This is a genomic window from Rhodococcus wratislaviensis (assembly GCF_900455735.1).
Lineage (GTDB): Bacteria > Actinomycetota > Actinomycetes > Mycobacteriales > Mycobacteriaceae > Rhodococcus_F > Rhodococcus_F wratislaviensis.
This window is the reverse complement of record NZ_UAUI01000002.1, coordinates 146,996-161,540: the sequence shown is the minus strand read 5'-3', so window position 1 is coordinate 161,540 and position 14,545 is coordinate 146,996. Positions and strand designations below refer to the sequence as shown.

The window sequence follows — 14,545 nt, the reverse complement described above, 5'->3', positions numbered from 1 at the left end:
GTCCTCACAGAAGAGCCAAGCATCATCGACGGCGGGTCTGCAAGGGTTGCACTCGGTTGCAATGCGAATTCGCGCGTTGCCGATTGCGTTTGCTCCCAATGGAAATGACCGGAATCCGGACCTTGGTTCGGTGCCCGTATCAGCGGTAGGCTCGGCCGGGTGAGTACCACCGGTTCGGTTCGACACCGCCTTCCCGCTGTCGGCTCCGGCGTCGATCTGCCCCGGCACGCGAGGTTGTTGAGTCAAGTGCACGAGGCCGTGCTGTCGGGTCGGCAACCGCCCGCGCAACCGCGCGACGTCGTCGGCCGGTCGTGGTCGCGGCTGCAGGCGGACGGGATCAGCCCCGACCGCTGCGAGGACGTGGTGCTCGCCGACTACGCCGAGGTCGAGGCCCGGCGCACGCGTACTGCCCTGCGATCGGTCCTCCCGGAGCTTCGCAACACGTTGACCCTGGTGGCGGAAGACGCGAACTTCATCGTGGTGATCGCAGACGCCGACGGGGTGGTGCTGTGGCGGGAGGGGGCACGCGGCGTGCGGAAGGCCGCGGACGCGCTGGGGTTCATGGAGGGCGCCCGGTGGTCCGAGGGGGCGGTGGGCACGAACTCCATCGGAACAGCGTTGGTGGAAAATGCTCCCGTGCAGCTGTTCTCGGCAGAACACTACGCACGGTCGCACTGCGGGTGGTCGTGCACGGGGTCTCCGGTGCACGATCCACGGAGCGGCGAGGTGCTCGGCGTGGTCGACATCAGTGGCTCGGCGATGTCGGTTCATCCGACGACGGTGGCACTGGTGCAGACGGCGGTCCGGTTGGCCGAAGCCACGCTGTGGCAGGAACACATGATCACTCTGGAGAAGCTGCGAGGTCATGCCGCACCGGTGCTCGGGGCGACCGCCGGTCCGGCCCTCGTGGTCGACCGGCACGGTTGGGTCGCCGACGCCCGCGGCCTCGCCGTCCCCGAGCGGGTGGCACCCCCGTGCCCCGGCACGCCGCTGCTCGTGCCCGGGTTGGGGTTGTGCATGCCGGAACCGCTCGGTGACGGCTGGCTGATGCGACGCGGGGGCAGGCGGACGGCCATCGCAGTGGAACTCGATCTCGGTGACACCCCGCGCGCAACGGTGCGAGGCGACACGAGCTGGACCCGAGCGCTCTCGCCCCGCCACGCGCAGATCCTGCGACTGCTGACCGAAACCGGTTCCGCTGGAATCGATGCCGCGTCACTGAGTGTGGCGATGTTCGGTGACCGCGACCACGTGGTGGCCGTCCGTGCCGAGATCTCCCGGCTCCGGAAGAGTCTCGGCCCCGTTCTGTCCACCCATCCGTATCGGTTCGCGGACGGCGTCGACGTGCATGTCATCGATGGAGCGGAAGCTCCGGATCGAGGTGGCTGACGCAGCGCCGATGACCCGAATCGTTGATCACGGGCCGACGCTCCTGTCGGGTCCGACGGCTGAGAGGTGAGTGAGCGGGTCCGCGAGTTCGCGGCCGTGGTGGGCCACTGCCTGCGCGTAGAGGCGGCCGGCGCGGTAGGAGGAGCGGACGAGGGGTCCGGCCATGACGCCGGCGAACCCGATCTCCTCGGCCGTCTTGGAGTGTGCGACGAACTCCTCGGGCTTGACCCACCGTTCGACGGGGTGGTGGCGGGGGGAGGGGCGCAGGTACTGGGTGATGGTGATGATGTCGCAGCCGGCGTCGTGCAGGTCGTGCAACGCCTGGGTGACCTCGTCGGGGGTTTCGCCCATGCCGAGGATGAGGTTGGACTTGGTGACGAGGTTGTCCTCGCGGGCGGCGGTGATCACGTCGAGGCTGCGCTGGTAGCGGAACGCGGGCCGGATCCGCTTGAAGATGCGGGGGACGGTTTCGACGTTATGGGCGAGCACCTCGGGACGGGTGGAGAACACCTCGGCGAGCTGGTCGGGTTTGGCGCCAAAGTCGGGGATGAGCAGTTCAACGCCGGTGCCGGGGTTGAGCTGGTGGATCAGCCGGACGGTTTCGGCGTAGAGCCAGGCGCCGCCGTCGGGGAGGTCGTCGCGGGCGACGCCGGTGATGGTGGAGTAGCGCAGTCCCATCGCCTGGACGGATTCGGCGACGCGGCGGGGTTCGTCGCGGTCGAGGTCGTCGGGTTTGCCGGTGTCGATCTGGCAGAAGTCGCAGCGGCGGGTGCATTGCTGCCCGCCGATGAGGAAGGTTGCCTCGCGGTCTTCCCAGCATTCGTAGATGTTGGGGCAGCCGGCTTCTTCGCAGACGGTGTGCAAACCCTCGCGTTTGACGAGGCTTTTGAGCTCGGAGTATGCCGGGCCCATCTTCGCTCTCGTCTTGATCCAGTTCGGTTTGCGTTCGATCGGAGTCTCCGCATTCCGGATCTCCAGTCGAAGCAGCTTGCGGCCGGGCGGGGCCTGCGCGGCGTCGGACGATGTTCCTGGTGTGGCAGTCACGTGTCGATTCCTGGGTGGTGGTCCGCCGAACCGTGGTGCCGGAGGGCGACCACGGCTCGGCGGGATTGCTACATGTTGATCGGGCGACCCAGCGCGGCCAGGACCGATTCGTGCATGGCCTCGGACAGCGTCGGGTGCGCGAAGATCACTTCCGCGAGATCGTCACCGGTGGCCTCCAGGGATCGGGCGATGCCGAAGCCCTGGATCTGCTCGGTGACATCGGGACCGACCATGTGGGCGCCGAGTAGCTCCCCGCTGTCGGCGTCGAAGATGGTCTTGACGAACCCGTCCGCTTCACCGATGGCGAGCGCCTTGCCGGAGGCCTGCAGATCGAACTGCCCGATCTGCAGGGAACGACCGGTCGCCCGCGCCTGGTCCTCGGTGAGACCGAGGCTGGCGACCTGGGGTCTCGAGTACGTGCACCCGGGGACATAATCCTTGTCCAGCGGTCTCACGTGCGGGGTGCCCGCCAGCTTGTCGACACACAGCACACCTTCGTGGCCGGCCTTGTGAGCGAGGCACGGGCCTCCTGCGACGTCGCCGATGGCGTAGACCCCGAATGCGGTGGTGCGGCACCACTGGTCGGTGGTGACGAAACCGCGGTCGACCTCGACGCCGAGGTCCTCGAGCCCCAAATCCTCGACGTTGCCCTGGATGCCGGCTGCGACGAGAACCCGCTCCACGACACGCTGTTCGAGGGTTCCGTCCGCCGATCTCACCGTCACGGATACGGAGTCCGCGCCGACGGTGAGTTCGGACACCGAGGCGCCGGTGTGGATCTCGATGCCGCGCTTCTCGAACTGCCGTCGCACGTGGCCGGCCACCGCGGCATCCTCGACGGGCATGATCTGCGGTGCCAGCTCGACGAGCGTGACCTCACTGCCCAGATCGTGGTAGAGGCTGGCGAACTCGACACCGATCGCGCCGGAACCGATGACCAGCAACGACTTCGGAAGGTCCTGAGGAACCAGTGCGTCGAAGTAGGTCCAGACCCGATCGCCGTCCGGTGTCACCCCGGGCACCGACCGCGGGCGCGCACCCGTGGCCAGGATGATGTGGTCGGCCCGGTACTCGGTGAGAGGCGATGCCGAGTCGGAGCTGTCCCGAACCCCCACCACACCCTTTCCGGTCAGGCGTGCGGTGCCGGTGATCACGTCGATACCGTTCTTCTTCATCAGATATCCGATGCCGTCGGACAACCGGCCCGACACCCCACGGCTGAACTCGACCAGTTGTGCCATGTCGAATTCCACACCGCTGGTGGAGAATCCGAGGGGACGCAGATTTGCCAGCGTGTGGGCAACGTCGGCGCCGTGCAGCAGCGCCTTGGTGGGAATGCAACCCCAGTTGAGGCAGATTCCGCCGAGCCGGTCCCGTTCGATCACCGCGGTGCGGAGTCCGTGCTGAGCGGCGCGGATGGCGGCGACGTAGCCGCCGGGGCCGCTTCCGATCACCAGGACATCATATTTGTCAGTCATCTATACCCCTAGACCAGCATCAACGCGGGTGACTCGACGAAGCGCCGCAGTTCCTGCAGGAACGTCGCGCCGAGGGCGCCGTCGATCACCCGGTGGTCGCAGGAGAGCGTCACGGTCAGCACCGTGCGGGCCTCCACCCGGCCATCGACGACGACCGGCCGTTGCTGCCCCGCACCGACGGCGAGGATTGCGCCTTGCGGTGGGTTGATGATCGCGTCGAATTCACGCACGCCGAACATGCCGAGGTTCGAGATGGTGAACGTGCCGCCCTGGAACTCCTCGGGGGTCAGCTTGCCGGTCTTGGCCTTCGTCACCAATGCGTGGACCTCACCGGAGATCTCGGCGAGGCTCTTACTCTCCGCCCCGCGAACGATGGGCGTGATCAGACCCGACGGCAAGGCGACGGCCACCGAGATGTCGGCGGCGGAGAATCTCAGCACCGACTGGGCCGCTTCGTCGAACTGGACGTTCACGTCGGGGACCCTGCGCAGCGCCGCCGCGCAGGCCTTGACGACGAAGTCGTTGACCGACAGCTTGACCGAGGGCACGGTCGCGTTGATCTCCTCGCGGAGCGCGAGGAGATTGTCGATCTCGAGGTCCACGGTGAGCCGGAAGTGCGGGGCGTTGCGTTTCGATTCCTGCAGTCGCTGACCGATCGCCTTCCGCATCGAGTTGAACGGGATCGTCTCGAACTCGGGCGACGTGTGCTGTGGGGTGTCCGCTCCGCCCGTCGACGCCGCCACCGGATCGGGAAGCAGCCGAAACGTCCGTTCGGCTTCCCGGACGTCCGCCTCGCAGACGCGTCCCCGCGAACCGGTGGCCCGGCAATCGTGCAGATTGATGCCGAGGGATTTCGCCAGTCGACGCGCCACCGGCGTCGCATCGACTCCGCTGTCGTCGTCGGACGAGCGTCCTGGCACACCCGATCGGGTCGGAGACGGTGCTTCCGCGACGGTTCCACCTGCCGAGCGAATCGCGTCGTGGACATCCGCGACGGAGATCCGGCCGTCGCGACCGGTCCCGGTCACCCGGCCCAGGTCGATCGACAATTCGTCTGCCAATCGGCGGGAGTGCGGTGTCGCGAACACGTCACCCTTCGTCTGTCCCCGTAGCGAATCCGGGACAGTCGTCGCGCCGGGCGTCCTCGCCGGCTCCTGTGCCGCCGGCGCCGGCGGGGTGGGTGTCACCCGCGGTTCCGCGGGGGTGGGTTGTCCACCCGGCGACCGCTCGGGCTCGGATGCGGGGACGGAATCCGCTCCGATGCCGGTCAGGAATTCCTCGATCTCGGCGTCGGAAACGGCCGCGTCGGCCGATACGGCCAGGACCGCACCCACCGGCAACGTGGCACCCGGCTCGGCGACGATGCGACGAAGCGCTCCGTCGAACGGCGCCTCCAACTCGTTGGTGATCTTGCTGGTCTCGATCTCGCAGATCAGATCGCCCTTCGAAAAAGGGGTTCCTTCGTCGATCAACCACTCGGTGACGGTGCCCTCGTCCATGGACAGGCCCCATTTGGGAACTTCGATCAATTTGATGTCACTCATGATCAGGCGGTCACCACCTTGCGTACCGCGGCCTCGATGCGCGCCGCGTTGGGAAGCCATGCCTGTTCGAGCACGGGGGAGAACGGCACCGGGGTGTGCGGTGGGGTGACCAACTCGATCGGTGCCTTCAGCGAACCGAACGCCTTGGTGGCGATCAGCGCGGCGACATCGTGACCGAATCCGCATCGGGCCGCGGACTCGTCGACGATCACCACCCGCCCGGTGGACGCGACGGATTCGAGGATGCCCTCCTCGTCGAGGGGTGAGACGGTCCGCGGGTCGACCACTTCGACGGAGATGCCCTCGGTGGCAAGTTTGTCGGCGGCCGTATTGGCGGCATTCACCATCGCCGACAGCGCGATGATCGTGACGTCCGTGCCCTCCCTGGTGTAGTTGGCGACACCGAACGGGATGGTGTACGGCTCGTCGGGCACCTCGCCCTTGAGGTCGTACAGAGTCTTGTGCTCGCAGAACACCACGGGGTCGTCGTCACGAATGGCTTGGATGAGAAGACCTTTGGCGTCGTACGCGTTGGACGGGGCCACCACCTTGAGACCGGGAACCGCGGCGAACACGTTGTACGGGGACTGCGAATGCTGCGCCGCCGCCGAGAATCCGGCACCGATCATGCCGCGCACGACGAGTGGGGTGCGGGCCTTCCCGCCGAACATGTAGCGGAACTTCGCGGCCTGGTTGTACAGCGCGTCGTAGCAGACTCCGAAGAAGTCCATGAACATCAGTTCGGCGACCGGGCGCAGTCCGGTCAATGCGGCGCCGGCCGCCATACCGATGATCGCGGACTCGGTGATCGGGGTGTCTATGACCCGGTCGGAACCGAATTCTGTCCACAAGCCCTTGGTCACACCCAGCACACCACCGAACGCCTCGAGTTTTCCGGACTCGAGTTCCGGATTGGTCCCCGCCTGACCACCACGCAGATCTTCACCGATCTGCACTACCGTCGCGTCGCGTTCCATCTCCTGGGCGAGCGCGGCCTTGATTGCTTCGCGGTACGTCGTCTTCGACGTTGTCATTTCTGTTCTCACTCTCAGTACGACACGTAGACGTCGGTCAGAAGGTTTGCAAGCGGCGGGTATTCGGCCTTCCTGGCCTTCGCGACGGCATCGTCCACGCGGGCTCGTGCGTCGGAATCGATCGCGTCGAGTTCCTTCGCGGACACCTTCTTGCTGTCCGGGTGGTTGCGGAAGTTCAGCAGCGGGTCCTTCGTCTTGCGCAGTTCCGCGACCTGATCCGCGGTGCGGTACAGCTGCGCGTCACCCTCGAAGTGTCCGTGCCAGCGGTACGCGATCGCCTCGATCGAGGTGGGGCCGCCTCCCATCCGGGCACGCTCGACGGCCTCACGGGTTGCCTCGTACACGGCGAAGAAGTCGGTGCCGTCGACGGTGACGGCAGGCATGCCGAAGGACGCCGCGCGAGAGGCGATGCTGGGTGCACCGACGGCGTAGTCCCGTCCGGTGGCCTCGCCGAATCCGTTGTTCTCGGTGACGAAGACGATGGGAAGGTCGAGCACGACAGCCATGTTCATGGCTTCGAAGACCGTCCCCTGGTTGGAACCGCCGTCGCCGGTGAACGAGGCCGCGACGCCGCCGTTTCGTAGTGTCTTCGCGCTGAGCGCCGCACCGATGGCCAGGGAGGGTGCCCCGCCGACGATGGCGTTCGCTCCCAGCATGCCGACCGACAGGTCGGCGATGTGCATCGAGCCGCCCTTGCCGTGGCAGAGGCCGTCGTCCTTGCCGAAGATCTCCGCCATCATCCCGTGCAGGTCGCAACCCTTGGCGATGCAATGCCCGTGGCCGCGGTGGGTGGACCCGATGTAATCGGTATCCTGCAGGTTCTCGCACACGCCGACGGCAATGGCTTCCTGACCGGAGTACAGGTGGATGAATCCGGGGATGTCGCCGGTGGCGTTCTCCTCGTGGAGGCGGTCTTCGAACGCTCGGATCTCGGACATCTTCCGATACGCGCTCAGTAACGAGTTCTTGTTCAGCGCCATTGCACTCCCTTGGTTGCTACGTTTTCGCCGGCTACGTCGGGGCCCGCGTCGGAACGGTTCGTGCCTCGTGTAACCCGGGTCATGAATGTAGGGAGATATGACGTGCGCAATAAACGTTGCAGCCGATTGCAATGTGTCAATCGGTGGATGCGAAACAGGAGCGGATCTGGCTCGAACACGTCGAACTCGGCGAGGCGGCCGACTCGTAGTCGGGAGGAGGGTGACGTAGAGGCAGTCGAGCAGCGAGGGACACCAGGCTCATCGGCGGCCGGGATTGCCTTGGTCACCTCACGACGTGCGATCACCGACCCCGGACTGGACGACCTCACGAAGCACGTTCTTCCGGACCTTGCCGGACACGTTGCGAGGTAGGGAATCGAGATTGATCGTCTCGGACGGCTTCTTGAATGAAGCCAGGCGTGCGGTGATCCAGGCGACCACCTCGTGGTGTGTCACGGGTTCGTCGTCTGTCGGCACGATGCACGCGATCGGAGTTTCTCCCCACTTCGGATGCGGTTTGCCAACAACGGCTACTTCACGAATCCGGGGGTGCTCGGCGAGGACCGATTCGAGTTCGGCGGGATAGATATTCTCTCCACCGGAGATGATCATGTCCTTGAGACGATCCACGACGTAGAAATAGCCGTCCTCGTCCCTGTGGACGACGTCGCCAGAGTGGAACCACCCACCGTGGAACGCGGCTTCGGTCTCCGCCGGACGATTCCAGTAGCCCTGCATCACCCCGGCACCGCGGTAGACGATCTCCCCTGGTGCACCGACCGGGACGTCGTTCATGTCGGCGTCGACGACTCGGGCTGCCACCGTCGGGACCGGTCGGCCCACCGACCCGGGTCGTTTCAACCACTCGTCACCGGAAATCCAGGTGGTCACTGCCGACGTCTCGGTTTGGCCGAGGGTCGATACGATCCGGACACCGGGAAGAACTTCCGCCATTTTGCGCAAGAGTTGCTGCGAGGCAGGGGCGGCCCCCCAGGACACGGTACGGAGGCTGAGATTCCTCGAGGGCAGGCTCTCGGCGGCGCACACCATCTCCCATTGAGTGGGCACGAGGAACACATTGTTCACCATTTCGGTCTCGATCAGATCGAGGAACGTCTCCGCGTCGAAGTTGCCGCTGGGGTTGATCACACACGTCTGCCCCATCGTGAGACTGCTGAGCAGCGTGGTCATGGCTGCTATGTGAAAGAAGGGGGTGGTGACAAGACGAACCGCGTTCTCGGAGAACAGCTGGTTCATATGAATGGACGTGACGGCGCCCGCAAGCAGGTTCTCGAAGCTGAGCATTGCCCCCTTCGGAAGACCTGTGGTTCCCGAGGTGTACATGATGACCGCGACGTCGCCCGTCGAGGCCGGCCCAGGCAGTGGTGAAGGGGGTCTGTCGCCGGGTGTGAGGTCGGCCAGCCGTGTCGATCGGTCATCGGATCTGCTCCGGCCACCGTTCACGACGTAGGGGAGATCGGGATGGCGCCGCAGCGTGGGTTCTACCAGGGCAAGCAGATCGTCATCGACGATGACGGCCGACACGGCCGCATCGGACGCAAGGAACTCCACCTCCGGTGGGGCGAGACGGAAGTTCACCGGAACGGCGATGGCCCCCAGGTGGTGGACCGACAGCAGAGCAATCGGAAACTCGGGTCCGTTCGACATCGCGAACAGCACGCGGTCACCGCGGCCGATTCCTCGGTGTTTCAACCACTGTGCCAACTGTCGTGACCGGCCGTCCAACTGGGACCACGTCAGGGATCGACCTGAATACCGCATGGCAGCACTGCCTGGCTTCACCGCAGCGTGTCGAGCGACTTGATCAGTCCATGTGAGGTGCCGGCTGGGGCTGGTCACTTCCGGATCATACAGTGCACTGTCGCGGGAAGTTGCTCGGTTCGCTGATGTATTCATATGTCTCACTGTGTCCTTGGCGCTTGCTGGTTGATCGGGTGTGGTCCCGCGACTGTGCATGAGGGGTGATCGACGGCAGGAGAGCCTGTTTCAACTCGTGTGTGACTGCGCGGTGCAGGAAGAGTCGCGATCCGTCGCATTCCTGGTCGGTGAGACGAACCCGTATGCGGACAGCGCTCGACTGCAAGCGATTCCGAACCTATCGGCACTAGCGACGAGAGGTTCGAACGATTGTAAGCTAACCCGCAGCGTGACTTCCGTCAACTGTCTGACACATCCCAGGAGTACTCCATGGCTGAATCGCCATTGCACACCGCCGAGTCATCGTGGTCCGAATCCATTGTTCAAACTGTCGACGCACCTGCGCATCTCCGCCGATTGGCCGACGCCACCCGGGCATTCATGGAGGCGCAGATGCGAGCAGACGTCGACGTGGCAATCGCCGATGACGTCGCTTCTCGGCTCGAACACCTCACCCGGCGTCTCCGCTCGTCGGTGCCCGATCGGACTCCGGGTGACCTGTTCGATATTGGAGGGCCGCTGCGGAATGACTTCGGTAACGCCGTGGTCGGCCGTCGGAACCCGGTGGCGCCACCGATGACCGTTCACCGACTGCCGGACGGTCGTGCACGCGCGGAACTCGACCTGGGATGCCTTTACGAGGGCGCTCCGGGACAGGTCCACGGAGGGGTTTGTGCGATGCTCCTCGACCAATTGCTCGGTGAGGCCGCAGGTGCCGGCGGAAATGCCGGTATGACCGTGTATCTCACGACGACCTTCAAGCGGATCACCAAGCTCGGGCATGTCAGGTTGGAAGCGTGGACCGCTTCGGTCGACGGCAGAAAGGCGATTGTGCGCGGCCATCTCGCTGATGGCTCCGGAGCGACCTGCATCGAAGCCGAAGCCCTGTTCATCATGCCGCGATCGCACGTGGGCACAGTGAACGAGAGCTCGCGGGGTGAAATCAGCTGAGTCGGGGGCCACGTGAACGGACGGCGCCAATCACGCCGCGGCTGTGGCACGGGAACGGAGATACCCGGGGACGTGCCACACGCTGCGGAAAGCCCGCCCCGGCGTGAGTTTCCATAGGAAGGGTCTATCGGGGCGATAAGCAATCGCAGTTTGCTTGTGTGTCATGGGTCACCTTCAATGGGTCTACTGCATCTTCGTACTGCACAGATGGCGACCGTGCGATCCCATAACAAAGGACTCCCGTGACCACAGGTGAAGTCGCTCGAGACAAACAGACCCCCCATTCCTCCTCTGGCGCAGGAATTCTGAAAAGCAGTGGCCGCGCGTGGGGGATGACCGGACTTGTCGTCTTCCTCTATATCGTCAACTGGGGTGACAAGGTCGTCTTGGGTGTCATTGCCCAGCCGCTCGCCAGGGAACTCGGCTTGACCGCCTCTCAAATCGGTTTGGCCGGTTCTCTGTTCTTCCTCGCCTTCACTATTGGGGGCTTCTTCGCAGGCCCAATCAACAAGTATGTGACACTGCGGTGGTCACTGTTGGCGCTCGCCGTTGCATGGTCCGTGGTGATGCTCCCGCTGGTTGTCGCCGCGAGTGTGACGATGCTCATCGTCAGTCGCATGCTCCTCGGGCTCGCCGAGGGGCCGAGCGCTGGGCTCATGCATACCGCTACGTACTCGTGGCATCCTCCTGCCAAGCGTGGCCTTCCGAGTGCGTTGTTGACTGGTGCCTCGTCGATGGCCAAGATCGCCCTGGCGCCGATACTGACGTTCGTAACCATTGAATATGGATGGCGTACAGCAGTTCTCGGGCTCTGCGGACTCGGCGCAGTCTGGGCGGTGTGCTGGCTGGCAAGTTGGTCCGAAGGCCCCTACGCGGGCAAGGCCTCCGCCGAGTTGGATTCGGACATTGGAGGAACCGAACCCAGCGCCCCGTGGCGCACGATATTCCTCTCACGCACGTTCGTCAGTTGCGCCGTCCTCGTCATAGTCGTGTACGCACTGGTAACCATGGTGTTGACGTGGCTGCCGTCGTACTTCGAAGTCGGACTGGGATTCAGCGCCATGCAGGCCGGATCGTTGTTCGCGTTGCCATCCATCGTCAGCCTCGTTCTGATGATCATGTCGGGCGCGATCACAGACCGCCTGCGGCAACGCGGCGCCTCGGCTCGTCTGGTCCGGATCATCGTGCCCTGCATCGGTGTCATCGTGTGCGGAAGCGTTCTGATGGCAATGCCTGTGTTCGACACCCCGATCGTGGCCGTCGTGGCTATCTCGATCGGCTACGGATTCTCGGCAATGGTTTTCCCTCTGGTGAATTCGGCCATCTCGGAACTGTGTCCGCCGCAGCAGACCGCAGGAACGATGGGTACCTTCATTGCGCTGATGGCTGTCGGTGGCCTGATCGCACCGTATGCCACCGGTTTGATCGTCGACAACGCAGCGACTCCGGCCGCGGGTTATCTCTTGGCATTCCAATTGCTCGGAGGGCTCGGACTCGTCGCGGCAGTCCTGGCATTGGTCTTCGCGCACCCCGACCGTGATCGGAAGCTCATCCGTGAACGGTTGTAGCAACCCGTACCCGAATCATCGTCCGTCGAGGTTGGGGATCGGAGAGAGCAGCGTCGTCACCGGGGTCGCCCGTCCGCTGGTCCGGAGACTTCAGGTTGGATGGATGGATAACAGTTGGCGAACGTGGTGGTGATCGCAGCAGATCGTTCTGGTGGGCGCAGGACGTCGCGAGTCGTCTCTTGCGGGTTCTCAGTCCGGACTGGCGTCAATCCGGCTGTGCTGGAGGGGGAGTCGGACTGCCTCACCGTGGCCGTCTCCACTGGAGGATCTGCACACCTCCGGCGTGATGGTCTGGCATTCGGCGAGTTTGCTGTCGACGTCGTCGGGGATGTCATTTCCGTCCCCGCCGGGGTGCGGGTTCGCGTTCGCTGCCGGATCCACTGAGCAGTTCACTGAGCGTTTCGCCGACGCCCTCGAGGACGCCCTTGGTCTTGGATTTCGTGCTGCCGCTGCCCTTGACGTCGGAGACGAGATCGGTCAGGCCCTTGGGTTCGTTGCCGATCTCGAGTCGGTTCACCGCCTCGGCGAAGCGGAGGTAGGTGTCGACACTGGCGACGACGATGCGGGCGTCGATAGTGAGCAGTTCGATGCCGACCAGCGAGACCCGCACGTAGGCGTCGATGACCAGGCCCTTGTCCAAGATGGTGTCGATGACGTCGGCCAGGCTGCTCGAGCTCGGACCACCCGTTGTGGTCATCGCTGCACTCCCCGCTTCCGGGTGCCGGAGGTTTTCGCCGGGGCGCTTCGCTTGCGGGGCGGCTCGTCACTACGCCTGCGGGTCGGTTGCCGCGCCGGTCGTTCCTCGGCCTTCTCTGCCATCCCCTCCTCGTCCTCGTCCTCGTCATCGTCCTCCTCCGGTGGCGGTGCTTTCTTCGGCCGCTTCTTGCGCCCCACCAGGCCCACGGCGTCGTGGGTGAGCTTCCGCACCCTGCCCGTGGTGTCCTCGTCGGCTTCGTCGGTCTCGTCGGTCTCGTCCGGTGGCGGTGCTTTCTTCGGCCGCTTCCTGCGCCCCAACGCACCCACTGCGCCGAGTGTGCCCCCGGCGAGTTTCGCGACCGTGCCCGCGGTGTCGTCGGTGACGTCCCCGACCGTCTCCGCGGTGTCGTCGGTGACGTCTGCGGCCATGTCCGCGGTGTTCTCGACCAGGTCTTCGGCGGTCTCGAGAATTTCGTCGGAGCCGGAGAGCAATCGGTTGTTGAGGGCGTCGATCCGGGCGGTCGCGGCGGTCATGGCTGCCACTTTCACGGCGTCGAGGAGTTGACCCCGTACCGATTCGCTGAGTTCGGCGAATTGGGGTGAGGATTGGAGGAGTTTGGTCGCCCGGTCCACCATCTCCTGAGGTCCCCCGGCGAGGCGGCCGGCGCTCGCCGCGGCGAGCAGCAGTCCCAGTTTCGTCCGGTGTGCTCGCCCCATCCAGTAGCCCACGACCACCGCTGCCGCGATCTGCAATCGGGTCATCATTGTCGACTCCCTTCACCCGGATCGGCGATCGTTGGACGACCCCGGTCGGGCTGGAGCAGCCGCCGGCACCCGAGATCAGCGAGTGCCGTGCGGACCACTCCGAATCGGCTACCCCCAACGACTCATTTTCAATCGGTCAGGAGTCGGAATTGATCGGTGCATGTGACGTGTGACGACACCGGCCGGCCGGTCGGCTCCTCGAACGCCGTCCACCCTGGTACAGGCCGGTTCGCGGACGGACTCGGCGCAGCCGTCCGTGCCGCGCGGTGACCCGCGCGACTTCGCGAAGCGGTCGAAGCGACCGTCTTCTGCTTCGGGCGCACGGCGCCGTTCTTCCTCACCGGCAGCGAGAAGGTGGTGTGACCCCGCCTGTGCCTGGCCGTTGGACCGGTCGGGGGCCTGCCGGCCTTACTTGCCCATTTCCGTCGTGCCGGGGTCGGCTGTCAGGTCGTCGGTGTCTGCGAACACCAGTCGCCCGTCATCGAGGGCGACCGCCCACCGGTGCACCGGCGCCCAGGCGTGCCCGCGCTCCTCGGTGTCGGTCAGCTCGGCGTAGTCCTCGATGATCCGACCCGTCTGCGCCGCTTCGGACGGTCGGCGCACCAGCACACGTGCGCCCGCGCCGAGCGGACCAGGTTCGGGTTTCGGTGTGTTCTTGTTCTCGGGCATCGATCTACACCTTCCGGTCGGCCATGCTCGGCCACGCGCCCGGATCATAGGCACAATGGCGTCGCGCCCGCTGCGCGATCGGCCATCCTCATGGCCTCCGGGTTGTCACGCCGCGGACCGGCGCCGCGCTGCACCCCCGGGGGGTGTGCGACCTTCAGGGCGATCCGCGTATCGCACTCGCTTGCGGGTACCTGCTGAGGACGGTGCGCGCCGCGATGGCAGACCGGGCAGCCTCGTGGGTCACGCGAATGCACACGAGAAACAAATGTCCCGATAATTCACTGTCACCCATTCTCTATTTGATTTGCCGGAACAATATGGGCGGTTTGTTGATTTCATTATGTGAGAAAGTTTCTTGTTCGCGAAACACTCATCGACCCCGATTGCGATAGGCAGAGTAAGCGGGGCTTGATGATCCCGTGGATTCATCACCGGGAAAGGAGTGAATTCTGATGGGTTCTGCAGGAATCGACTTCAATGTCGCGTTCG

Annotated in this window: 12 protein-coding genes; 3 read left to right on the top strand and 9 right to left on the bottom strand. The window is 65.0% G+C overall.

The window, feature by feature from the left end; all coding sequences use genetic code 11:
* Positions 1-159: 159 nt before the first annotated feature.
* Positions 160-1,389: a GAF domain-containing protein gene (locus DTA22_RS07065; RefSeq protein WP_409372689.1), complete on the top strand. Its 1,230-nt coding sequence runs from the start codon at positions 160-162 to the stop codon at positions 1,387-1,389.
* Positions 1,390-1,416: 27 nt separating this feature from the next.
* On the opposite strand, the gene lipA is transcribed toward DTA22_RS07065, so the two are convergent.
* From lipA to DTA22_RS07035, 6 genes are all read right to left on the bottom strand, one after another.
* Positions 1,417-2,433, bottom strand: a complete 1,017-nt coding sequence (gene lipA / locus DTA22_RS07060) for a lipoyl synthase (RefSeq protein ID WP_174233764.1) — start codon at positions 2,431-2,433, stop codon at positions 1,417-1,419.
* 68 nt (positions 2,434-2,501) lie between these two features.
* Positions 2,502-3,911: a dihydrolipoyl dehydrogenase gene (gene lpdA / locus DTA22_RS07055; protein ID WP_112298991.1), complete on the bottom strand. Its 1,410-nt coding sequence runs from the start codon at positions 3,909-3,911 to the stop codon at positions 2,502-2,504.
* Positions 3,912-3,919: 8 nt separating this feature from the next.
* Positions 3,920-5,455, bottom strand: coding sequence for a 2-oxo acid dehydrogenase subunit E2 (locus tag DTA22_RS07050; RefSeq protein ID WP_112298990.1), 1,536 nt, complete (start codon positions 5,453-5,455; stop codon positions 3,920-3,922).
* A 2-nt stretch (positions 5,456-5,457) separates the two neighbouring features.
* Positions 5,458-6,489: an alpha-ketoacid dehydrogenase subunit beta gene (locus DTA22_RS07045; protein ID WP_037233212.1), complete on the bottom strand. Its 1,032-nt coding sequence runs from the start codon at positions 6,487-6,489 to the stop codon at positions 5,458-5,460.
* Between the two features lie 14 nt (positions 6,490-6,503).
* Positions 6,504-7,469, bottom strand: a complete 966-nt coding sequence (locus tag DTA22_RS07040) for a thiamine pyrophosphate-dependent dehydrogenase E1 component subunit alpha (protein WP_112298989.1) — start codon at positions 7,467-7,469, stop codon at positions 6,504-6,506.
* Positions 7,470-7,757: 288 nt separating this feature from the next.
* The gene (locus tag DTA22_RS07035; protein ID WP_112298988.1) at positions 7,758-9,386 is read right to left on the bottom strand and encodes an AMP-binding protein; all 1,629 of its coding nucleotides are present in this window, start codon (positions 9,384-9,386) and stop codon (positions 7,758-7,760) included.
* A 291-nt stretch (positions 9,387-9,677) separates the two neighbouring features.
* On the opposite strand from DTA22_RS07035, the gene DTA22_RS07030 reads away from it, so the two are divergent.
* Complete coding sequence (locus DTA22_RS07030; RefSeq protein ID WP_112298987.1) at positions 9,678-10,358, top strand: PaaI family thioesterase; 681 nt, start codon at positions 9,678-9,680, stop codon at positions 10,356-10,358.
* 242 nt (positions 10,359-10,600) lie between these two features.
* Positions 10,601-11,926, top strand: coding sequence for an MFS transporter (locus DTA22_RS07025; protein ID WP_409372688.1), 1,326 nt, complete (start codon positions 10,601-10,603; stop codon positions 11,924-11,926).
* Between the two features lie 331 nt (positions 11,927-12,257).
* On the opposite strand, the gene gvpJ is transcribed toward DTA22_RS07025, so the two are convergent.
* From gvpJ to DTA22_RS07010, 3 genes are all read right to left on the bottom strand, one after another.
* The gene (gene gvpJ, locus DTA22_RS07020) at positions 12,258-12,623 is read right to left on the bottom strand and encodes a gas vesicle protein GvpJ (RefSeq protein WP_112298985.1); all 366 of its coding nucleotides are present in this window, start codon (positions 12,621-12,623) and stop codon (positions 12,258-12,260) included.
* Positions 12,620-13,387, bottom strand: coding sequence for a hypothetical protein (locus DTA22_RS07015; RefSeq protein WP_245973347.1), 768 nt, complete (start codon positions 13,385-13,387; stop codon positions 12,620-12,622). Before DTA22_RS07015 ends, gvpJ begins: the two co-directional genes overlap by 4 nt.
* Positions 13,388-13,795: 408 nt before the next feature.
* Complete coding sequence (locus DTA22_RS07010; RefSeq protein ID WP_037233228.1) at positions 13,796-14,056, bottom strand: hypothetical protein; 261 nt, start codon at positions 14,054-14,056, stop codon at positions 13,796-13,798.
* Positions 14,057-14,545: the final 489 nt, after the last annotated feature.

Excerpts from the sequence above, each read along its gene's own strand:
- DTA22_RS07030 (WP_112298987.1), top strand. The coding sequence starts at position 9,678 with ATGGCTGAATCGCCATTGCACACCGCCGAGTCATCGTGGTCCGAATCC.
- lpdA (WP_112298991.1), bottom strand. The coding sequence starts at position 3,911 with ATGACTGACAAATATGATGTCCTGGTGATCGGAAGCGGCCCCGGCGGC.
- DTA22_RS07050 (WP_112298990.1), bottom strand. The coding sequence starts at position 5,455 with ATGAGTGACATCAAATTGATCGAAGTTCCCAAATGGGGCCTGTCCATG.
- DTA22_RS07010 (WP_037233228.1), bottom strand. The coding sequence starts at position 14,056 with ATGCCCGAGAACAAGAACACACCGAAACCCGAACCTGGTCCGCTCGGC.
- DTA22_RS07040 (WP_112298989.1), bottom strand. The coding sequence starts at position 7,469 with ATGGCGCTGAACAAGAACTCGTTACTGAGCGCGTATCGGAAGATGTCC.
- gvpJ (WP_112298985.1), bottom strand. The coding sequence starts at position 12,623 with ATGACCACAACGGGTGGTCCGAGCTCGAGCAGCCTGGCCGACGTCATC.
- DTA22_RS07015 (WP_245973347.1), bottom strand. The coding sequence starts at position 13,387 with ATGATGACCCGATTGCAGATCGCGGCAGCGGTGGTCGTGGGCTACTGG.
- DTA22_RS07035 (WP_112298988.1), bottom strand. The coding sequence starts at position 9,386 with ATGAATACATCAGCGAACCGAGCAACTTCCCGCGACAGTGCACTGTAT.
- DTA22_RS07045 (WP_037233212.1), bottom strand. The coding sequence starts at position 6,489 with ATGACAACGTCGAAGACGACGTACCGCGAAGCAATCAAGGCCGCGCTC.